This is a genomic window from Stenotrophomonas sp. STEN035 (assembly GCF_056759935.1).
Genome location: NZ_JBRRDY010000018.1, coordinates 26512 through 45762, shown reverse-complemented (window position 1 = coordinate 45762; position 19251 = coordinate 26512). Strand labels below are relative to the sequence as shown.

Sequence of the window (19251 nt, the reverse complement as noted above, 5' to 3'; positions counted from 1 at the left end):
GTAAGCACTAAAGCCCTGAGAAATCAGGGCTTTTTTGTTTTCTGCGATTTCTCATCGGCCCGCAGTCCCCGATTCAGAGGGCAAAAGGCGCGGTTGACACTCGTTTTCCAGTGGCTGACTCGCGTTGGCATGCGCAGAGTGCGCGCACGCGAGTACAAATACTCGCTGCGCAGGCGAGTAAGCAGCAGGCAAGCCCTGTTGTCAGCTGCAGATGCGTGCGACGATTTCATTTTCGAGGTGCGCGAATGCGCGCCACTCGATTGCCTGCAACTGGCTGCGTTGTGCAGGTGGCAACGCGCCAGTCAGCATCGCTGCACCGAAGTCGCTCAGTACTGCCTCGCCGGTGGCTGGGTTCCACAGAATATTGTGGGCGTACAGGTCGCCATGCAGCACGCCCTGCGCATGCAGATGGGTGAGCGCCGCGCGGATGCAGCCCAGCAGGCGCTCGGTGATGGCAGGCGTAAAGCGCGCATGCGTTGCATAGACATCGCGCGTGCAGCTGGAAAGGCTGGGCGGGCCGGCCAGGTTGACGTAAACCGGTGGAAGCAAAGGCAATGCAACTGCCAAGCGGCCTGTCGTGTGGCCTTCAACCACCTCCAGCGGGGTAAGCAGGTTCGGGTGGCCAGCGGCAACCAAGCCTGCGGCGAGTTCTGACTGCGGCGTGCCATCGCTGGTAAATGCCGCCTTGAATACTTTGACGGCAATCGTTTCATTGCTGTGCTTGAGGGTGGCGCGGTGGATGTGCCCACTCGCCCCTTCGCCCAGCAGCTCGCCGATATCCAGATCGTCGTAGTGGATGGCGTGGTGATGCGCTTCCACCAATGCGGCGTGTTCGGCGTCCGCAGTCAGTGGATTGCCGGCCAACGCCGGCCAGGCCAGGTTTGGCAATGCAAGCACGGTTGCTGGAATTTCATTGAAATGGTTGCTGGCTATCCGCAACAGCTCCAGTGCTTTGCAATTGCTCAGGTCAGGTAGTGCAGTGAGCTGGTTGCAGGAGAGCATAAGCTTCTGCAGCCGTGGGCGCTGGCCAAGTTCTGCGGGTAATTCACTGAGCTGGTTGTCGGTGAGAATCAGCCAGCGAAGCCGTGCTGGCAGGCTGCGTTCGGATACCTGCGCAATCTCACAGGCCTTGAAGCCGACCATTTCGAGCTGCTCGCAGTCGCCAAGTGCAACCGGCAAATGCGTAAACGGGTTGTTGGAGCAGAACAGGATGCGCAGCTTGCGCAGTCGCTGCAGGTCATCGGGCAAGGAGGTGAGTTGGTTGCCGGAGAGGTCCAATACTTCCAGCGTCTCGGCCAAGGCGAACAGCGCCTGCGGGAATTCGGTCAGGCCCAGGTTGACCAGTCGAACAGCGTTGGCGCCGACAAGGGCGCCGCTTTTGAGATCTTCAAGGGTATGCATGCAGTGCGAGTGTACCGGCTCCAACACAAGGCTTTTGTGGGAGCGGCGTAAGCCGCGAAGCCGATAGATCATCAGATGGCAGGGATGTCCATGGTTCAAGCAATGTCAACTTCGCGGCTTACGCCGCTCCCACAGCCTCTACATGCTGCGCCCGGCTAAATGCTTGCAGCGGTGAATGCCGCCAGGACGAAGCACAGCAACGTGATGCCGGCGAACGCCAACGGCTTGATGCGCAATCCGGGGGGGGCGGTATCGCCATCGTTGGCTGGACGGGCGCGATGGATCAGCTCCAGTGGGTAGTGCTTGCTGGCCATCACATCGTCACAGGCATCCATGCAGTTGCCGCATTCGATGCAGCTGCTGGAGCGACCATTGCGGATATCCAGCCCGATCGGGCAGGCCGCAACGCAGGCACCGCAATCGGTGCAGTCCCCGAGGTGGACCGGACTGAACTTGGGCATGGCGCCGGCAATGGCTGGGTGGGCGGCGCGGAATACATAGTCGGCCGCAGTGCTTGCATCGAGCAGGCCGCGTGAACGATGCAATACGCTGGCGTTGTCCTGGCCGCGCTCGCCACGTGGCTCACCGCGCGGCGCGTTGTATTGGATGCAGGGCGTGCGTGCATCGGCAATCAGTGGCTGCACGCGGCTGTAAGGGCAGAGATAGCTGCAGACCTGTTCGTGCAGATACACCACGTTTGCCCAGGTGGCCAGGCCGTAGAAGCTGATCCAGAAGAATTCCCAGCCACTGAGCGTAAGTGTGAGTACGCCGTGCGCCAGCTCTGCGATAGGCGTGAAGTAGCCCACAAAGCTGATGCCGGTCCACAGCGAGATTGCCGCCCACAGTGTGTGTCGAAGTGGTGTTCCCAGTGGCTTCGCCCTGCCTTTGAAATCGGTCAGGCGGGTCAGTCTGCGGAACAGGCGGGTCAACACCGTCTGTGGGCAGGCATAGGTGCACCACAGGCGCCCGTAGAGGCTGGTGGCAAGGCAAAGCAGGGCCAGTGTGGCCAAGGCAAGCCAGAGCAGTGGTATTGACTGCTCCGGTTGCATCGAGATGCCGGTGACCTGGAACTGGCGTGCATCGATGTCGAGCAGCAGCCAGGGTTTGCCGCCCCAGTGCAGCCAAGGCAGGCCATAGAACGCCGCCAGCATCGCCAGGCTGGTGAGCTGGCGGAACCTGTCGCGCCTGCGCGCGGTGCCGGCGCTGGCTTCGCCGATGCTGCGCACAGGCTTCATTCGAAGACTTCCTCCTGCTCGCGCGCGGGACGCAATAGCAGCGCTGTCACTGCGCACGCGCACAAGGTGCCAACCCAGAACATGAAGAAACCCAGCGAATAGCCAACTTCACGGCTGATCACGTGCTGCGGGAAGCTGATCTGCTGCAGTTCCAGCGGGTCGATGAACGCAAAGAACACCGCCGACATCACCGCTGCGGTAAAAAAGCTGGGCCACGCCACGGCACCCAGGCGTTGAATCAATGGCAGCGGGCGGCGGATGTTGGAGTCGGCAGAAACGGTCATTTTGGATTCCCGGGGGCCTCTTGGCGAAGGAATAGAATCGGGTTGGCAGCACTGCGGTTCGGCGCCAGCTGGTGACCCGGTGTGCAAGGCTAGGGGCTGTGCCGGCGTGCGTCGTTGATCCTGATCAAGCAGGGCGTTGCCGGATGTAGTCAGTTCGGGCTAGGCAACAGGAGGTGGGTTGTGCGGGCTGGACCGGATGTGTGTAGTGAGGAAGAGGTGGAGCTGCTGGTGCGGCGTTTCTACGCGCGGGTGCGCGAGGACGCGGTACTGGGGCCGATATTCGAGGCGCGGGTGCACGACTGGGAGGCGCATCTACAACAACTGATCGACTTTTGGTCGGCCCTGCTGCGTGGAACCTCGCGCTTCAATGGCGCACCCATGCCCAAGCACCTGGCCATCCCCGGGCTGGAATGGCCGATGTTTGAGCGCTGGTTGGCGTTGTTTGCACAGACCACGGCAGAGCTGGGCAACCCGGCGATGCAGGCCTTGGCGGATGAGGCGGCCGGGCGGGTGGCCGGCTCCATCTGGCGTCGATACCACGCCCCTTCGTTCCCGATACTCTGAACGGATGCCGGGTTGGGCCCGTTCATGAATAGGTGAATTGATCTAACTCAAGGCGATGATGCCTGGGCGGGGGCAAGCTGGCGCCATGAACATGCCGCTGCCAACCTCAAATGCCCTTGGCTGGACCTTCGACGCGGACCTGCTGCGCCGGCATGACCGGCCGGGTCCACGCTACACGTCCTATCCAACCGCCCCGCATTTTCATGATGGTTATGGGCAGGCGCAGTTCTGTGCGGCGGTAGCGCGCAGCAACGCGGTGGGGCGGCCGATGTCGCTGTATGTGCATGTGCCGTACTGCAGCAGCCCGTGTTTCTACTGTGGCTGCAACCGCGTGATCAGCCGCGACCGCAGCAAGGGCGAACGCTATGTCGATCAGCTGCTGGTTGAGGCGGACTGGCTTGCGCCGCTGTTTGCACGCGAGCGCGAAGTGGTGCAGCTGCATCTGGGCGGTGGCACGCCCAACTTCCTGGCCCCTGATCAGCTGCGTCGATTGATTGGCGGGCTGGAAAAACTGTTCAATTTCAGCCAAAGCAGTGCTCGTGATTTCTCGATCGAACTGGACCCGCGCTCGGTCAGCGTCGACGACATCGGTGTGCTGGCAGAGCTGGGTTTCAATCGCGCAAGCCTGGGCATCCAGGACTTCGACCCGCAGGTGCAACAGGCGATCAATCGCGTGCAAGACGTGGATGAGACGATGGCCATCATCCAGGCCTGCCGTGACCATGGCATGCGCTCGGTGAATGTGGACCTGATCTATGGTCTGCCGCTGCAGACGCTTGCCGGGTTTGGCCGCACGCTGGATACGGTAATCCAGGCGCGCCCTGATCGGCTGGCGATTTACGGCTACGCGCACCTGCCGCATATGTTCAAGGCGCAGCGCCAGATCCAGGACCGCGATCTGCCCGACCCGGAGCAGAAGCTGGCGCTGCTGGGGCTGGCCGTCGATCGGCTGTCGGCGGCTGGTTACCAGTACATAGGCATGGATCATTTCGCGCTGCCGGAAGAAGACCTGTCGCGTGCGCAGCGTGCTGGCAGCCTGCATCGCAACTTCATGGGCTATACCACCCATGCCGACAGCGATCTGTTGGGGCTGGGCGTCAGTGCGATCAGTCATATCGATAGCAGCTACAGTCAGAATCCGCGCGATCTCAAGGACTGGGAAGCAAAAATTGCCGAGGGCGGCGTGCCGGTATGGCGCGGATTGGAACTGGATGGGGACGACATGCTGCGCGCGGAGCTGATCCAGCAGTTGATGTGCCATGGCAGCGTGGATGGCCGTGCGCTGGCGCGCCGGCATGATGTCGATTTCGACATCTACTTTGCCGAGGAGCTGATTGCACTGCGGCATCTGCAGGATGACGGCTTGGCCAGTTACAACGATGGCGTGGTCGCAGCCACCGAGCAGGGCCGGCCCTTGCTGCGCCTGATCGCGATGTGCTTTGACCGCTATCTGAAGGCCGCGCAGCAGCCAGCACGCTACTCGCGGGCCATCGGCTGAGGCCTTGCTTGCGGCGGGTTCGGCACCGCCGCCAATCTTCGTGATTCACAATTGGGCCGCAATCAGGCACGCTATTGCGATGCCCGGATGGCGAAACTGGTAGACGCATCGGACTTAAAATCCGCCGGCCGCAAGGCCTTGCCGGTTCGATTCCGGCTCCGGGCACCAGTTCGCAACCTCAGGGGATGGCATGGGCGCCGAGATCACCGCCGCGGCAACGCCGCAGATCGCAATCATCGGCTTGGGCTATGTTGGCCTGCCATTGGCCGTCGAGTTCGGTAAAACGCTCGATACCCTGGGTTACGACATCGATATCGCCCGCGTTGCAGAGTTGCAGGCCGGGCACGACCATACGCTGGAACTGGACGACGCTGAGCTGAGCGCGGCGCTGCATGCGCGCTACACCGCGGACAAGGCCGAGCTGGCCGGGCGCAATGTTTTCATCGTCACCGTGCCCACGCCGATCGATGCTTACGAGCAGCCTGATCTTGCGCCGCTGCGCAGTGCCAGTGCGCTGATTGCTGCGGTGCTCAAGCGTGGTGATCTGGTGATCTACGAGTCCACCGTATATCCGGGTACTACTGAAGAGGTCTGCGTACCGCTGCTGGAGCAGGGCTCCGGGCTGCGTTTCAACCAGGATTTCTATTGCGGCTACAGCCCGGAGCGGATCAACCCAGGCGATCGCCAGCGCCGTTTGCCGGATATCAAGAAGATCACATCAGGCTCCACGTCCGAGGCCGCCGCAGTGGTTGATGCCTTGTATCGGCGCATCATCACGGCTGGCACCTGGCCGGCGTCGTCGCTGCGCGTGGCCGAGGCGGCCAAGGTGGTGGAGAACATCCAGCGCGACGTGAACATTGCCCTGGTCAACGAACTGGCGCTGATCTTCGACAAGCTGGGCATCGACACGTTGGATGTGCTGGAAGCGGCAGGCACCAAGTGGAATTTCCTGCCGTTCCGGCCCGGCATGGTTGGCGGGCACTGCATTGGCGTTGATCCCTACTACCTGCTGCATAAATCCGAGAGCGTGGGTTACCACCCGGATCTGATCCACACCGCGCGCCAGGTCAACAACCGTGTGGTGGCGCACGTGGTCACCCGTGTACGTGGCCTGCTCGAAGGAAAGAACAAGCCGTTGCAGAACGCGCGTGTGCTGGTGCTGGGGGTAACGTTCAAGGAGGATTGCCCTGACCTGCGCAACAGCCGTGGGCTGGACCTGGTGCAGATGTTTGCCGCAGCCGGTGCAAAGGTCGATGCGTTTGATCCCTGGGCCGATCCGCGCAATGCGCACGACATGGGCGGTGTAGAGCTTGTGAAGGCGCCGCAGCGAGGTGTCTACGACGCCGTGGTCCTGGCCGTGGCGCACCAGCAGTTCCGTGCCTTCGACGAGGGGCAGATCCGTGCCCTGGGTGTGCCGGACATGGTGGTCTACGACGTGAAATCGGCCTGGCCGAGGCAAGTAGTGGACGACCGGTTGTAGAATCCGCCATCCGTGTAGTTCGAGGACGGTAATGCATCGTTATCTGGTTTATGTGCTGGCACTGATCCTGCTGCCAGTATCACTGGCGCTGGCTACCCACTGGCCTGCTTGGTACTGGGGCGTTGGCCTGTTCGGCCTGATGGCGGTGCTCGGCACCTGGGATGTGTTGCAGCGGCGCAGCGTGCTGCGTCGCAACTACCCGGTGTTGGCGCATTTCCGCTACGGCTTCGAATCCATCGGCCCGGAGATCCGCCAGTATTTCGTGCAGAGCGATCTGGAAGACGTGCCGTTCTCGCGGCAGCAGCGTCAGCTGATCTATCAGCGTTCACGCAATGAGATGGATGTGGTCCCGTTCGGGACGCTGCGTAGCGCGTATGCGGTGGACTACGAATGGATCAATCATTCGCTGGCGCCTACCAGTATTGCGCACCACGATTTCCGTGTGGTGATCGGGCCTGACTGCGCCAAGCCTTATTCGGCCAGTGTGTTCAATATCTCGGCGATGAGCTTTGGTTCCTTGTCGGCCAACGCGATCCGCGCGCTGAACAAGGGCGCCAAACTTGGTGGCTTCTGCCACGACACCGGTGAAGGTTCGATCTCGCCGTATCACCGTGAGAATGGCGGTGATTTGGTCTGGGAAATCGGCTCGGGCTATTTCGGTTGCCGCGATGACAACGGCCGCTTCAGCGAAGAGCGCTTTGTCGAGAATGCGAGCTCCGATCAGGTCAAGATGATCGAGATCAAGTTGTCGCAGGGTGCCAAGCCGGGCCACGGCGGTGTGTTGCCGGCGGCCAAGGTCAGTGCTGAAATTTCCGCGACGCGCGGCGTGCCGATGGGCGTGGATTGCGTATCGCCATCCAAGCATTCAGCGTTCTCCACACCGATTGAACTGCTGCAGTTCGTTGCGCGCCTGCGCGAGCTGTCCGGCGGCAAGCCGGTTGGTTTCAAGTTGGCCATCGGCCATCCGTGGGAATGGTTCGGCATCGCCAAGGCGATGCTGGAAACCGGGATGCTGCCGGACTACATCGTGGTCGACGGTGCCGAAGGCGGCACTGGCGCGGCTCCGGCCGAGTTCATCGATCACGTAGGCGTGCCGATGAACGAGGCGCTGATCCTGGTGCACAACACCTTGGTGGGGCTTGGCCTGCGTGATCGCATTCGATTGGGTGCGGCCGGCAAGGTCACCACGGCCTTCGATATCGCCCGTACCATCGCTTTGGGTGCGGACTGGTGCAATGCCGGGCGCGGTTATATGTTCGCGCTGGGCTGCATCCAGTCGTTGAGTTGCCACAATGACAAATGCCCGACCGGCATTGCTACCCAGGACCCGAGCCGTTGGCGTCATCTGGAGCCGGTCGACAAGGGCCAGCGGGTGTTCAATTACCACCAGAACACCATGCGCGCGCTACGTGACCTGCTCGGGGCTGCTGGCTTGCACGATACCTCCGAGCTGGGTCCGGAGCACATTCTTCGCCGCGTATCGCCGGTGGAGATCCGCTCGCTGGCCAGCCTGTACCGTTATCTCGAACCAGGCGAATTGTTGAACAAGGTGCCAGAGCACACTGTGTTCCGCGAGTATTGGGCCGAGGCGCGCAGTGATTCGTTCACCCCGCCAGCCCGGATTGCGGCGTTGCGTACCAGCAAGATGCGTTGATCCTCGGCAGCCTGTAGGAGCGGCGTGAGCCGCGAAGCCCGCAGCGATGAAACTGCGGGCTTTTTTGTGGTCGGATTGATTTTCAGCTTCGCGGCTTACGCCGCTCCTACAAGGGGCGACGTTATCGGTAAGGCCTCTGCCGACCATGGGTCGGCACTACGGGGCGACGTTATCGGTGAAGTCGCTGCCGACCATGGGTCGGCACTACAACCAGCGGATCACACCTTCTGCGGCACGTTGGCCGCTGGCATAACAGGCGGTCAGCAGGTAGCCGCCGGTTGGGGCTTCCCAGTCCAGCATTTCGCCCGCGCAGAACACGCCTGGTTGCGCGCTGAGCATCAGCCCGCCATCCATCGCTTCGAGCTTCACGCCGCCAGCCGTGCTGATGGTTTCGGCCATCGGTCGCGGGCGTAGCAGCTGCAATGGCAGGCGTTTGAGCGTGCGTGCAACGGCTTCCAGATCGTTGCCGGCGTCCTTGCCCAGCACTTCAAACAACAGTCCTGCCTTGGCCGCATCCAGGCCAGCGGCGCGGCGCAGGTGTTCGCCGAAGCTGCGGCCCTTGCGGGCGCGGCCGAGATCGGCGAGCAGGCGGGCTTCGTCGCGGCCGGGTACCAGATCCAGTTCCAGCGTCACCGCACCATCGCGATTGAGGGTTTCGCGCAGGTCAGCGGCCAACGCATAGATCAGGCTGCCTTCAATGCCGTACTGACTGACCACGCATTCGCCTTGCAGCGATTGCGGCTGGCCCTGCAGGTCGGTCCAGTGTGCAACGACAGGCTTGATCGGTGCACCGGCATGGCGGTCGCGGAAATGGGCAGTCCAGTCGATGTCGAAGCCACAGTTGGCCGATTGCAGCGGCGCGGTATCGACGCCGCGTTCCTGCAGCACCGACATCCAGTTGCCGTCAGAGCCCAACTCCGGCCAACTGCCGCCGCCCAGCGCCAATACCGTGGCATCGGCGCGCACACTGATCTCGCCATCGGCGGTGGCCATGCGCAGGCTGCCGTCCGGGTTCCAGCCCAGCCAGCGGTGCTGCACGTGGAAGCGCACGCCTTGCTCCTTCAACCGGCGAACCCAGCCGCGCAGCAGCGGTGCTGCCTTACGGTCCACCGGAAACACGCGTCCGGAACTGCCGACATAGGTTTCCACACCAAAACCCTGCGCCCAGCGGCGCAGTGCTTCGGAATCAAAGCCGTCCAGCCATGCGCCAACTTCGGCCTGGCGTTCGCGGTAACGACTGTCGAACAGTGGGCGCGGGTCGGAATGGGTGAGGTTGAGCCCACCCTTGCCGGCGATCAGGAACTTGCGACCGGGCGAGCCCTTGGCCTCGTACAGGTTGACCGCCAAGCCAGCGGCACGCAGATGCTCTGCGGCAAACAGGCCGGCCGGGCCGCCGCCAATGACGGCGACGGTTTTATCAGCGAGGTTTGACATCAAGCAGTTCTACATCGAAGACCAGCGAGGAGCCGGCCGGGATCGGGCCAACGCCACGGTTGCCATAGCCGTATTCGGCCGGAATCATCAGGGTGCGCTTGCCGCCAACCTTCATGCCAGCCACGCCTTCGTCCCAGCCGCGGATGACCTGCTTGTCGCCCAGGTTGAAGCTGAACGGCTCGCCGCGATCCAGCGAGCTGTCGAACTTCTCGCCGTGTTTGTCGGGCTTGCGCTCGTCGTAGATCCAGCCGGTGTAATGCACGCTGACCTTGCTGCCGGCCACCGCTTCAGCGCCGTTGCCGGCTACGGTGTCGATCTGCTCGAACTTGGCAATGGTGCCGCCAGGAGGTGGGCCCGGCGGGGTGCAGCCGGCGGCCAACAGGGACAGCAGCAGCGGGATGAACAGACGGCGCATGGTGCGCTCCGTTGGAAATGGGCGTGCAGGGTAGCGCATCGCTGCCGGGTATCATTGCGGCATGGCCAAACTGCTGCTCAATCTACGTAATGTCGGTGACGACGAAAGCTTCGAGGTCGGCGAACTGCTCGACCGCAATGGCATCGCCTGGTATCGCACCGAGCCCAGCCCTTGGGGTATTTCCAATGGCGGCATCTGGCTGCGCGAGAACGATGATCTGCCGCGTGCGAAAGGTTTGATGGCGAGCTATCAAGCTGAACGCGGGCAGCGGGTGCGTGACGAGCGGGAGGCGGCGCTGCGCGATGGTAGTGCGGAGACGTTCGGGTCGATGTTGCGCAGCCGGCCATTATTCGTGGTGGCGGTGTTGCTGGGCATGGTGGTTGTGTCGGCCTTGGTGCTGCTGCCGTACTTCCTGTTGCGGGGGTGATGGCTTTCAGCTCCCTCCCTTGCTCCGCAGGAGGAGGGGAGGGTTGGGGAGGGGTTGGCCTTTGGGCTTTTCAGGCAATGCCAGCTTCGCGGCTTACGCCGCTCCCACAACGCCCGTGGGGCCGGTCGTTTAAACTATGCGCATGATCGTCAATACCGCTGCCTACCTTTTTGTTCCGCTGGCTGATGCCGAAGCATTGACCGCCACCTTGCATGAACGCGCTAAAGCGCTGGAGCTGCGCGGTACCATCCTGATCGCGGAGGAGGGCATCAACCTGTTCCTTGCCGGCAGCAGTGAAGGTATCGAGGGCTTCTACGGCCAGCTCAAGACCGATGCACGCTTTGCCGACATGCGCATCAAATACAGCCACAGCCAGATGCAGCCGTTCGCCAGGCTGAAGGCCAAGTTCAAGTCGGAAATCATCAGCTTCCGCCGCGAAGACGGGCAACCGCTGGATTACCCGCGCGCGCCCAGCGTGGCCCCGGCCACCGTGCAGCGTTGGTTGCGGCAGGGCCATGACGACGACGGCAAGCGCGTGGTGATGCTGGATACCCGCAACTGGCAGGAATTCGCCCATGGCACCTTCGAGGGCGCGCTGACGCTGCCGATCGCCAAGTTCACCGATCTGCCGGCCGCACTGGAGCCTCATCGCGAGTCGTTGGCCGACGCCACCGTGGTCAGCTTTTGCACCGGCGGCATCCGTTGTGAAAAGGCCGCGCTGTGGATGCAGAACGACGGCATGCACAACGTGCTACAGCTGGAAGGTGGCATCCTCGGTTACTTCGAGGAAGTGGGTGGCGAGGGCTATGACGGCCGCTGTTTCGTGTTTGATGAACGCGTAGCGCTGGATGCACAGCTGCAGCCGCTGGTGGACCGGCAGGACGAAGCCCAGGCCTGATCCCGCACGGGCAGGGCGTGGGAAACAGTGTCCCGATCGAAGTCGTGGTGACTGCATGGAGAATGCGAGGACGAACCCCATGTCCTTCGTATCGTCCATGGAGACCGCAGAATGACCCCCCTTTCCATCCTTGACCTGGCCCCGGTCTGCGAGGGCTCAACCCCGCAGCAGGCGTTTGCCAATATGCTGGAGCTGGCCCAGCATGCAGACCGCTGGGGCTATCACCGCTATTGGCTGGCCGAGCACCACAACATGCCCGGCATCGCCAGTGCCGCGACCGCGGTGCTGATCGGGCATGTGGCCGGTGGCACTTCGCGCATCCGCGTGGGTTCGGGTGGGGTGATGCTGCCCAATCATTCGCCGTTGCAGGTGGCCGAACAGTTCGGCACCTTGGCCTCGCTGTACCCGGACCGTATCGATCTGGGGCTGGGCCGGGCGCCCGGCACCGACCAACCCACCGCGCGTGCCTTGCGCCGTTACTTCGACAGCGCCGACCAGTTCCCGCAGGATGTCGCCGAACTGCTGCACTACTTCGCGCCGGTACAGCCCGGGCAGTCGGTGCAGGCCGTGCCCGGTGGCGGCATTCCGGTGCCGGTCTGGCTGCTGGGCTCGAGTCTGTTCAGCGCCCGCTTGGCGGCGGCGATGGGCCTGCCGTTTGCGTTTGCCTCGCACTTCGCCCCGGATGCGATGGATGAAGCGCTGGCCTTGTATCGCCGCGACTTCCGTCCTTCCGAGCACTTGCAGGCGCCTTACGCGATTCTGGCCTTGAATGTGGTGGCCAGCGAATCGGAGGCCGAATCGAAGCGCTTGTTCACCAGCCTGCAGCAGACCTTCGTCAATCTTCGGCGCGGTACGCCCGGGCGTATCCCGCCGCCGGTGGATGACATCGAGGCGTTCTGGGCGCCGCACGAAAAGGCGGGTGTCGAGCGTGCCTTGGCCTGCAGCATCGTCGGTGATTCGGCGCAGGTGGCCGAGGGCTTGGCGGCCTTCGTCGAGCGCCATCGCCCGGATGAAATGATGTTGGCCGCCAACATCTATGACCCTGCGGCGCGCTTGCGTTCGTTTGATCTGGCGATGCAGGCCTGGCAACGGGTGGGCGCGGCGTAAGTCTTGCGCTCCCTCCCTTTCGCGCAGCGAAGGGGAGGGTTGGGGAGGGGTTTGTTTTGCTGGTAAAGCCCCCGCCGAGCATGGCTCGGCACTACGCTTCTGCTCCCTCCCTTTCGCGTAGCGAAGGGGAGGGTTGGGGAGGGGTTTGCTTTTGCTGGTAAAGCTTCTTGCCGAGCATGACTCGGCACTACCACCTGCCGTGGGCCGTCAACTGGTCATGCGCTCGAACAGCGCGATGCTTTCGCTGATCAGCTGGCCGGAGCCGAAGCCGAAGAACAGGCCGGCGGCAATCGCGCCGAGCCAGTTGAACAGCATCAGCGCGCCATCGCGTTCGAGCAGGGCCAGCGCAAACAGCAGCAGCTGGAAGCCGAACAGGTAGTTGGTGAACGGAATCGGCAGCGACAACAGCAGGCCGACCAGCAACAACAGCACGCCGGTCAGCATGCGCGCCGGGAGCGGCACGATGAGCACCGCCAGCCGAGGCTTCAACATCCGGTCCAGGCGTTGCAGCGGTCGGCTGATCCTGCTCAGGAACTTGTGCACGGTGCTGCGCTTGGGGCCGCGGCGGGCAATGAAGCCTGGCAGCCATGGCCGCGACATGCCGAACAACAATTGGCTGCCGATCAGAAACACCAGCGGACTGCTGACCGCGCCGCCTATGCCCGGGATCGGGATGAAGGCAGGCAGGATGGCGATGAACAGGAAGACGCCGAAGGCGCTCTGCTCCAGTCCTTGCAGAACCTTACCCAGCGGCAGATGTTCATCCGGGTCGCCGCGTTCAAACATCGCCAGCAGGGTGCGGATGCCTTCGTTGCGGTAGCCGCCGGTCTCGGTCCTGCAGGTGTCCGGCACGCTGCCGTCCGGGTCAACCGGTGGTGTCATCGGCGTCTTCTTCCGGCAGCCTGCGCAGCAGCAGCTTGTCGATGCGAGCACCGTCCAGGTCGACGATCTCGATGCGCCAGCCGGCCCAGTCGAAGTATTCGCTCGCGTGCGGTATGCGGCCGAAGTAGTGCATGCACATGCCGGCTATGGTGTAGTAATCGCCTTCCTCGGCATCCGGCAGCTCGGCGCCGTTCATCAGCTCCTGCAGGTCATCCACCGGCAGCGAGCCGTCGACCAGCAACGAGCCGTCTTCGCGGGTCACGACCAGAGCGTCATCGTCGGTGTTCTCGGTGGCCTGCAGGCGGCCAACCACGGCGCCCATCAGGTCGGAGATGGTCACCAGGCCCTGGATTTCGCCGTACTCGTCCACCACAAGCGCCATTGACTGGTGCTCCTCGCGGAAGATCTCCAGCAGCTTCATCGCGTGGGTGGACTCGGAGACGTACAGCGTCTCGCGCAGGTTCTCGAACAGGTTGTGGCTGCCGCCACTGAGGCGGGTGACCAGGCTCTTGACCTCAAGAATGCCGGCGATGTCCTGGTCGTTGCCGCGATACACGGGATAGCGCGAGAACGAATGGTCGCGCATGGCGGACAGGTTCTTTTCCGGGCCAGCGTTGGTGTCCAGCCAGGCGATGCGGTTGCGCGGGGTCATCAGGCTGTCGGCGGTGCGGTCGCCCAGGCGCATGACTCGGTTCATCATGTCGCGCTCGTGGCTGTCGATCACGCCCTGCTCGTGGCTTTCGGCCACCAGCATGCGGATTTCCTCTTCACTGACCGAGGCCGATTCGGTTTTGCCCAGGCCGAGCAGGCGCAGTACCAGTCGGGTCGAGTGCGACAGCAGCCAGACGCCGGGGGCGGCAATGCGTGCCAGCCAGCTCATCGGCACCGCGACAATGCCGGCGATGTCCTCGGAGCGGGTCAAAGCGACGCGCTTGGGTACCAGTTCGCCGAAGATAAGCGTCAGATAGGTGATCAGTGCGACTGCCAGGGTCTTGCCGAGGAACTCGGACCACGGCTGCACCGCACCGAACAGCGAGAAGTTGGCTGACAGGGCCGGGAAGAACGCCTGCAGGTGCTGGGCGATGGCGCCGCCGATCGCGTCGCCACCGTACACGCCGGTCAGGATGCCGATCAGGGTGATGCCGATCTGCACCGTGGACAGGAAGTTCTCGGGTTTCTCGGACAGGGCCAGGGCGCGTGCGGCGCGCTTGCTGGAGCCAGCCAGCTGCTTGAGGCGGCTCTTGCGCGAGGTCATGACCGACATCTCGGACATGGCAAAGAACCCGTTCAGCAGAATCAGGGCCAGGACGATAAAAAATTCAAACACGGGTCTCTCCCCGGGTTGGTGACAGGGAGGGCGGGTGCTTGCGGCTGCGGCGGGCGCTCAGGGGCGGGATCCGGCGCTGTGGCGGGGGATAAGGGTCGTCTTCCATAGGGTGCACCGCGAGGGCGCTGGGCGATATTAGCAAACCGCCGGGGCCGAGGTGGGGCCGCCCGTTCACATTTCTGGGCTAAAAAACTCGCCGGGAATACCCTGAATGCCATCTAGCCGTCATAATTCGCCCCTGATGCCGTCCCTCCCGCGACGGCGAATAGGCTCCCCATGTTTTCGTTGCAGACCATCTTTGGCTCCGGCAAGCAGTTCTACACCTACCTCGACGAGGCCGCGCAGGCCGCCTATGACGGTGCCAAGGCACTGCACAGCATGATGCGCGAGGCCGATCGTCAGCCGGCGCTGGATGCATTCAAGCTCGCCCGTCTGCGCGAACGCGCCGCCTCGGACAAGATCAGCCAGGCACTGGTTGACAGTTTCATGACCCCGATCGAGCGTGAGGACATCGAAGCGCTGGGTTCGGCGCTGTACAAGATTCCCAAGCAGATCGAGAAGTTTGCCGACCGTTACTCGCTGGCCGTACAGCATCTGGACCAGATCGACTTCGCCCCGCGCGCAGCGATGCTGGAGCAGGCCGCAGGTGTGGTGGTGGAAATGGTCAACGACCTGCGCCACATGAACCTGGACCGCATGACCGCGCTCAACGAGAAGCTGCGTTCGCTGGAGAACGAGGCTGACCGTCTGATGCTGGAGCTGTACCGCGACATCTACTCCGGTCGCTTGGACAACCTGCAGATGTTCCTGCTCAAGGAATTCTTCGAGATCCTGGAAAAGGCCATCGACCGTTGCCGCGAAGCCGGCGTGGTGGCTTACCAGATCGTGCTCAAGAACAGCTGACGGGGACGCTCTATGCTCACCCTCGTCCTGGTGGTGATTCTGGCCGCGCTCGTCTTCGAGTTCATCAACGGCTTCCACGACACCGCCAATTCAATCGCCACCGTGGTGGCAACCAAGGTCCTGTCGCCCGGTTGGGCGGTGATGTTGGCCGCTTTCATGAACCTGATCGGCGCGCTGACCGGCACCGCCGTCGCGCTGACCATCGCCAATGGCCTGCTCAACACCGATGTAGTCGATGTGACCCCGCAGGTGATTCTGTGCGCGTTGCTCGGCGGCATCGTCTGGAACCTGATCACCTGGTGGAAAGGCCTGCCGTCCTCGTCCTCGCACGCGCTGATTGGTGGTCTGTGCGGTGCGGGTCTGGCCGCTGCGCATAACAATTGGGATGCGCTGATCTGGTCGCAGAACCTCGGCAACTGGGCGCAGAACAAGGGCCTGTTGTGGAAGGTGTTCGTACCGATGATCACTTCGCCGATTGCCGGTTTCCTGCTCGGTATCGTGGTGATGTGTCTGTTGTGGGCGATCATCGCCGGCATGTCCCGCGTCGGCGGTGTGCTCGGTCGGCTGGCGCGCCCGCGTTGGGTCAATGCTTTCTTCGGCAAGGCGCAGATCGTCTCTGCGGCTTACATGGGCTTTGCCCATGGTCACAACGATGCGCAGAAGACCATGGGCATCATCGCGATGACCTTGGTTGGTGCCGAGGCCGCCGGTGCGTTGAACGACCTGCCGTCGTGGCTGGCCTTCATGCACCCCAATGCCAATGCTGGCAACGGCATCGCCATGTGGATCGTGCTGACCTGTGCGGTGGTGATGGCAGCCGGTACTGCCTCCGGTGGCTGGAAGATCATCAAGACCCTGGGTCACAAGATGGTCAAGCTGCACCCGATCCACGGTTTTGCCGCGGAGACCAGCTCGGCCACGATCCTGACCCTGGCTGCGCACTTCGGCATGCCGGTCTCGACCACCCACAGCATCTCCACCGCGATCATGGGCGTTGGCTTCGCCAAGAACCCGAAGTCGCTGCGTCTGGGCGTGATTGAACGCATCCTGTGGGCCTGGATCCTGACCATTCCGGCGGCAGGTGGCTGTGCTTACCTGATCCTGCGTCTGTTCGAAATGGTGGGTTGGAACTGAGGATATCGGTTCGCAGCCTGCAAACAGAAACCCGCCAGCGATGGCGGGTTTTTTGTTGGGGCGCAGGCTGCTTTTGTAGGAGCGGCGTAAGCCGCGAAGCAAGCACATCATCAGATGGCAAAAGATCCTGACCCGCCAGCAGCACCAGCTTCGCGGCTTACGCCGCTCCTACAAAAGCGGCGCGCGGGCAACAAAAAGCCCGCCGGTCAGGGCGGGCTTTCGCTGCATTACCTTTGCGCGGATCAGGCTTCCAGCGAAGCCAGATCGCCCTTGCTCTCCAGCCAGCCCTTGCGGTCCGGGGCGCGCTTCTTGGCCAGCAGCATGTCCATCAAGGCCGAGGTCTGCTCGCTGTCGTCCACGGTCAGCTGCACCAGGCGGCGCGTATCCGGATGGATGGTGGATTCGCGCAGCTGCGAGGGGTTCATCTCGCCCAGGCCTTTGAAGCGGGTGACGCTGACTTGACCGCGGATCTTCTCGCGCTCGATCTTGTCCAGCAGCGAGCGCTTCTCTTCTTCGTCCAGCGCATAGAACACCTGCTTGCCCACGTCGACGCGGAACAGCGGCGGCATCGCCACGAACACGTGGCCGGCGTCCACCAGCGACGGGAAGTGACGCAGGAACAGGGCGGCCAGCAAGGTGGCGATGTGCAGGCCGTCGGAGTCGGCGTCGGCCAGGATCACCACCTTGCCGTAACGCAGGCCGGACAGGTCGTCCTTGCCCGGGTCGCAGCCGATGGCGATGGCCAGGTTATGCACTTCTTCCGAAGCGAGTACGCTGCCCGAGGCGACTTCCCAGGTGTTCAGGATCTTGCCGCGCAGCGGCAGAATGGCCTGGAAATCCTTGTCGCGGGCCTGCTTGGCGCTGCCGCCTGCCGAGTCACCTTCCACCAGGAACAGCTCGGTGCGCGATAGGTCCTGGCTGATGCAGTCGGCCAGCTTGCCGGGCAGGGCCGGGCCCTGGGTGACCTTCTTGCGGGTGACCAGCTTTTCGGTCTTCAGGCGAGCGCTGGCGCGCTCGATGGCAATCTGCGCGATCTTCTCGCCCAGTTCCACGTTCTGGTTCAGCAGCAGGCTGAAGGCGTCGTGCACGGCGCCTTCGACGAAGCCGGCGGCCTGGCGCGAGGACAGGCGTTCCTTGGTCTGGCCGCTGAACTGCGGGTCGGTCATCTTCAATGACAGCACGAAAGCGACCCGGTCCCATACATCTTCCGGGGCCAGCTTGACGCCGCGCGGCAGCAGGTTGCGGAAGTCGCAGAACTCGCGCAGCGCCTCGGTCAGGCCGGTGCGCAGGCCGTTGGCGTGGGTGCCGTGCTGGGCGGTCGGGATCAGGTTGACGTAGCTTTCCTGCACCAGCTCGCCTTCCGGCAGCCAGGCCACGGCCCAGTCAACGATCTCGGTTTCCTTCTTGACGCTGCCGGCGAACAGGTCGGCTGGCAGCATTTCGCGTTCGCCCAGCTCTGCCTTCAGGTAGTCGCGCAGGCCGTCTTCGTAATACCAGGTGTCGACTTCGCCGGTGGCTTCGTCGGTCAGCTTGACGGTCAGGCCCGGGCACAACACGGCCTTGGCGCGCAGCAGGTGGCGCAGTGCGCGCACATTGAACTTGGGCGTGTCGAAATACTTGGGGTCGGCCCAGAAACGCAGGCGGGTGCCGGTGTTCTTCTTGCCGACGCTGCCGACCACCTCCAGCGGGCTGGCGCGGTCGCCATCGCGGAAGGTGATGCGGTGCTCGGCGCCATCGCGGCGGATATGGATCTCCACCAGTGTGGACAGGGCGTTGACCACCGATACGCCGACGCCGTGCAGGCCGCCGGAGAAGGTGTAGTTGCGGTTGTTGAACTTGCCGCCGGCATGCAGCCTGGTCAGGATCAGTTCGACGCCCGGGATCTTCTCTTCCGGGTGGATGTCCACCGGCATGCCGCGGCCGTCATCGCTGACCTCGCAGCTGCCATCCTTGAACAGGGTGACTTCCACGGTCTTGGCGTGGCCGGCCAGGGCCTCATCGACCGAGTTGTCGATCACTTCCTGCGCCAGATGGTTCGGGCGGGCAGTGTCGGTATACATGCCAGGACGGCGTTTGACCGGGTCCAGGCCAGAGAGGACTTCGATGTCAGCGGCGTTGTAACGGGCGTTCATGGATCTCGGTAGGGCGCAAATCGACGTGGGAGTGTGCGGTCTGGCGGCGATTTTTGCACGCAGGGCATTCAGGGCCGGGGCAGCTGCGACGAGGTATCCTGTAGCCGGTTCCAAAAAGGCCCGCCATTCCAGGCGGGGCAAGCCGAGGAGGTTTTGGATGAAAACATCAGAATTGCTGGCCCTGGGTGTTGTTGTCGCTGCGGTTGCCGCTGTTCCCTTCGTGATGGCGCAAAGCGCTGACAAGGGCAAGGCTGCCGAGGCTGCGCAGGCTGCCCCGGTCGACAAGGCGCAGAGCGACGCCGAGCAGAAGGCCAAGCGCCGCGCTGCCGCCGCTGCGCAGGACAAGGCCAAGGCTGACCAGCCGGCGCCGCGTGAAGAAGAGGAAGAGGAAGCCCGTCGCCGTCGCTGACGCGGTTTCCCCGAGTTTCAAGGACGCCCCGGCGCAGGTCGGGGCGTCTTTTTTTTAATCCGCCGCA

Annotated in this window: 18 protein-coding genes and 1 tRNA gene; 11 read left to right on the top strand and 8 right to left on the bottom strand. The window is 63.2% G+C overall.

The genetic code is table 11. The features are described from left to right. Window positions 1-201: 201 nt before the first annotated feature. From ACVOLL_RS11360 to ACVOLL_RS11350, 3 genes are all read right to left on the bottom strand, one after another. Window positions 202-1401 (bottom strand): leucine-rich repeat-containing protein kinase family protein, encoded by a 1200-nt coding sequence (locus ACVOLL_RS11360; protein ID WP_481513002.1) that lies wholly within the window; start codon window positions 1399-1401, stop codon window positions 202-204. A gap of 155 nt (window positions 1402-1556) precedes the next feature. After that, complete coding sequence (locus tag ACVOLL_RS11355; protein WP_481513001.1) at window positions 1557-2636, bottom strand: 4Fe-4S dicluster domain-containing protein; 1080 nt, start codon at window positions 2634-2636, stop codon at window positions 1557-1559. Beyond that, a complete protein-coding gene (locus ACVOLL_RS11350) occupies window positions 2633-2896 on the bottom strand; it encodes a hypothetical protein (RefSeq protein ID WP_481513031.1) in 264 nt (87 codons plus the stop codon). Before ACVOLL_RS11350 ends, ACVOLL_RS11355 begins: the two co-directional genes overlap by 4 nt. A 204-nt stretch (window positions 2897-3100) precedes the next feature. Here ACVOLL_RS11350 and ACVOLL_RS11345 point away from each other — a divergent pair, with 204 nt between their 5' ends. The 5 genes from ACVOLL_RS11345 to ACVOLL_RS11325 all read left to right on the top strand — a co-directional run bounded on the left by ACVOLL_RS11345 (window position 3101) and on the right by ACVOLL_RS11325 (window position 8116). Then, complete coding sequence (locus tag ACVOLL_RS11345) at window positions 3101-3484, top strand: group III truncated hemoglobin (RefSeq protein WP_481513000.1); 384 nt, start codon at window positions 3101-3103, stop codon at window positions 3482-3484. Window positions 3485-3569: 85 nt separating this feature from the next. After that, window positions 3570-4982, top strand: coding sequence for an oxygen-independent coproporphyrinogen III oxidase (gene hemN / locus ACVOLL_RS11340; protein WP_481512999.1), 1413 nt, complete (start codon window positions 3570-3572; stop codon window positions 4980-4982). Between the two features lie 81 nt (window positions 4983-5063). Next, window positions 5064-5150, top strand: a tRNA-Leu gene (locus tag ACVOLL_RS11335). 22 nt (window positions 5151-5172) lie between these two features. Then, the gene (locus ACVOLL_RS11330) at window positions 5173-6462 is read left to right on the top strand and encodes a nucleotide sugar dehydrogenase (protein ID WP_481512998.1); all 1290 of its coding nucleotides are present in this window, start codon (window positions 5173-5175) and stop codon (window positions 6460-6462) included. Between the two features lie 31 nt (window positions 6463-6493). Next, window positions 6494-8116: an FMN-binding glutamate synthase family protein gene (locus tag ACVOLL_RS11325; RefSeq protein WP_481512997.1), complete on the top strand. Its 1623-nt coding sequence runs from the start codon at window positions 6494-6496 to the stop codon at window positions 8114-8116. A 204-nt stretch (window positions 8117-8320) separates the two neighbouring features. On the opposite strand, the gene ACVOLL_RS11320 is transcribed toward ACVOLL_RS11325, so the two are convergent. Together ACVOLL_RS11320 and ACVOLL_RS11315 are read right to left on the bottom strand one after the other, a co-directional pair. Then, window positions 8321-9550: a TIGR03862 family flavoprotein gene (locus ACVOLL_RS11320; protein WP_481512996.1), complete on the bottom strand. Its 1230-nt coding sequence runs from the start codon at window positions 9548-9550 to the stop codon at window positions 8321-8323. Further along, on the bottom strand, window positions 9534-9965 hold the full coding sequence (locus ACVOLL_RS11315) for an FKBP-type peptidyl-prolyl cis-trans isomerase (protein WP_481512995.1): 432 nt from the start codon (window positions 9963-9965) through the stop codon (window positions 9534-9536). Before ACVOLL_RS11315 ends, ACVOLL_RS11320 begins: the two co-directional genes overlap by 17 nt. 61 nt (window positions 9966-10026) lie before the next feature. On the opposite strand from ACVOLL_RS11315, the gene ACVOLL_RS11310 reads away from it, so the two are divergent. The 3 genes from ACVOLL_RS11310 (at window position 10027) to ACVOLL_RS11300 (ending at window position 12397) form a co-directional block, all read left to right on the top strand. Continuing rightward, the gene (locus ACVOLL_RS11310; protein WP_481512994.1) at window positions 10027-10392 is read left to right on the top strand and encodes a DUF6164 family protein; all 366 of its coding nucleotides are present in this window, start codon (window positions 10027-10029) and stop codon (window positions 10390-10392) included. Between the two features lie 142 nt (window positions 10393-10534). After that, window positions 10535-11290, top strand: coding sequence for a sulfurtransferase (locus ACVOLL_RS11305; protein WP_481513030.1), 756 nt, complete (start codon window positions 10535-10537; stop codon window positions 11288-11290). Window positions 11291-11401: 111 nt separating this feature from the next. Continuing rightward, the gene (locus tag ACVOLL_RS11300; RefSeq protein ID WP_481512993.1) at window positions 11402-12397 is read left to right on the top strand and encodes an LLM class flavin-dependent oxidoreductase; all 996 of its coding nucleotides are present in this window, start codon (window positions 11402-11404) and stop codon (window positions 12395-12397) included. A 207-nt stretch (window positions 12398-12604) separates the two neighbouring features. Here ACVOLL_RS11300 and ACVOLL_RS11295 read toward each other — a convergent pair whose 3' ends face one another. Together ACVOLL_RS11295 and ACVOLL_RS11290 are read right to left on the bottom strand one after the other, a co-directional pair. Beyond that, a complete protein-coding gene (locus ACVOLL_RS11295) occupies window positions 12605-13279 on the bottom strand; it encodes an exopolysaccharide biosynthesis protein (protein ID WP_481512992.1) in 675 nt (224 codons plus the stop codon). Next, the gene (locus ACVOLL_RS11290; protein ID WP_481512991.1) at window positions 13263-14606 is read right to left on the bottom strand and encodes a hemolysin family protein; all 1344 of its coding nucleotides are present in this window, start codon (window positions 14604-14606) and stop codon (window positions 13263-13265) included. Before ACVOLL_RS11290 ends, ACVOLL_RS11295 begins: the two co-directional genes overlap by 17 nt. 276 nt (window positions 14607-14882) lie before the next feature. Here ACVOLL_RS11290 and ACVOLL_RS11285 point away from each other — a divergent pair, with 276 nt between their 5' ends. Both ACVOLL_RS11285 and ACVOLL_RS11280 read left to right on the top strand, forming a co-directional pair. Then, window positions 14883-15509 carry a DUF47 domain-containing protein gene (locus ACVOLL_RS11285; RefSeq protein WP_057628278.1) on the top strand — a complete coding sequence of 209 codons (627 nt, stop codon included), beginning with the start codon at window positions 14883-14885 and terminating at the stop codon, window positions 15507-15509. A gap of 12 nt (window positions 15510-15521) precedes the next feature. Beyond that, on the top strand, window positions 15522-16643 hold the full coding sequence (locus ACVOLL_RS11280; RefSeq protein WP_481512990.1) for an inorganic phosphate transporter: 1122 nt from the start codon (window positions 15522-15524) through the stop codon (window positions 16641-16643). Window positions 16644-16885: 242 nt separating this feature from the next. Here the strand turns inward: ACVOLL_RS11280 and parE are convergent, their stop codons facing one another. Further along, window positions 16886-18775 carry a DNA topoisomerase IV subunit B gene (gene parE / locus ACVOLL_RS11275; RefSeq protein WP_481512989.1) on the bottom strand — a complete coding sequence of 630 codons (1890 nt, stop codon included), beginning with the start codon at window positions 18773-18775 and terminating at the stop codon, window positions 16886-16888. Between the two features lie 157 nt (window positions 18776-18932). Here parE and ACVOLL_RS11270 point away from each other — a divergent pair, with 157 nt between their 5' ends. Further along, entirely contained in the window at window positions 18933-19184 is a 252-nt protein-coding gene (locus ACVOLL_RS11270) for a hypothetical protein (protein ID WP_481512988.1), read from the top strand. Window positions 19185-19251 lie beyond the last annotated feature (67 nt).

Excerpts from the sequence above, each read along its gene's own strand:
- ACVOLL_RS11285 (WP_057628278.1), top strand. The coding sequence starts at position 14,883 with ATGTTTTCGTTGCAGACCATCTTTGGCTCCGGCAAGCAGTTCTACACC.
- ACVOLL_RS11325 (WP_481512997.1), top strand. The coding sequence starts at position 6,494 with ATGCATCGTTATCTGGTTTATGTGCTGGCACTGATCCTGCTGCCAGTA.
- ACVOLL_RS11300 (WP_481512993.1), top strand. The coding sequence starts at position 11,402 with ATGACCCCCCTTTCCATCCTTGACCTGGCCCCGGTCTGCGAGGGCTCA.
- parE (WP_481512989.1), bottom strand. The coding sequence starts at position 18,775 with ATGAACGCCCGTTACAACGCCGCTGACATCGAAGTCCTCTCTGGCCTG.
- ACVOLL_RS11330 (WP_481512998.1), top strand. The coding sequence starts at position 5,173 with ATGGGCGCCGAGATCACCGCCGCGGCAACGCCGCAGATCGCAATCATC.
- ACVOLL_RS11270 (WP_481512988.1), top strand. The coding sequence starts at position 18,933 with ATGAAAACATCAGAATTGCTGGCCCTGGGTGTTGTTGTCGCTGCGGTT.
- ACVOLL_RS11310 (WP_481512994.1), top strand. The coding sequence starts at position 10,027 with ATGGCCAAACTGCTGCTCAATCTACGTAATGTCGGTGACGACGAAAGC.
- ACVOLL_RS11295 (WP_481512992.1), bottom strand. The coding sequence starts at position 13,279 with ATGACACCACCGGTTGACCCGGACGGCAGCGTGCCGGACACCTGCAGG.
- ACVOLL_RS11305 (WP_481513030.1), top strand. The coding sequence starts at position 10,535 with ATGATCGTCAATACCGCTGCCTACCTTTTTGTTCCGCTGGCTGATGCC.
- ACVOLL_RS11360 (WP_481513002.1), bottom strand. The coding sequence starts at position 1,401 with ATGCATACCCTTGAAGATCTCAAAAGCGGCGCCCTTGTCGGCGCCAAC.
- ACVOLL_RS11320 (WP_481512996.1), bottom strand. The coding sequence starts at position 9,550 with ATGTCAAACCTCGCTGATAAAACCGTCGCCGTCATTGGCGGCGGCCCG.
- ACVOLL_RS11315 (WP_481512995.1), bottom strand. The coding sequence starts at position 9,965 with ATGCGCCGTCTGTTCATCCCGCTGCTGCTGTCCCTGTTGGCCGCCGGC.
- hemN (WP_481512999.1), top strand. The coding sequence starts at position 3,570 with ATGAACATGCCGCTGCCAACCTCAAATGCCCTTGGCTGGACCTTCGAC.
- ACVOLL_RS11355 (WP_481513001.1), bottom strand. The coding sequence starts at position 2,636 with ATGAAGCCTGTGCGCAGCATCGGCGAAGCCAGCGCCGGCACCGCGCGC.
- ACVOLL_RS11280 (WP_481512990.1), top strand. The coding sequence starts at position 15,522 with ATGCTCACCCTCGTCCTGGTGGTGATTCTGGCCGCGCTCGTCTTCGAG.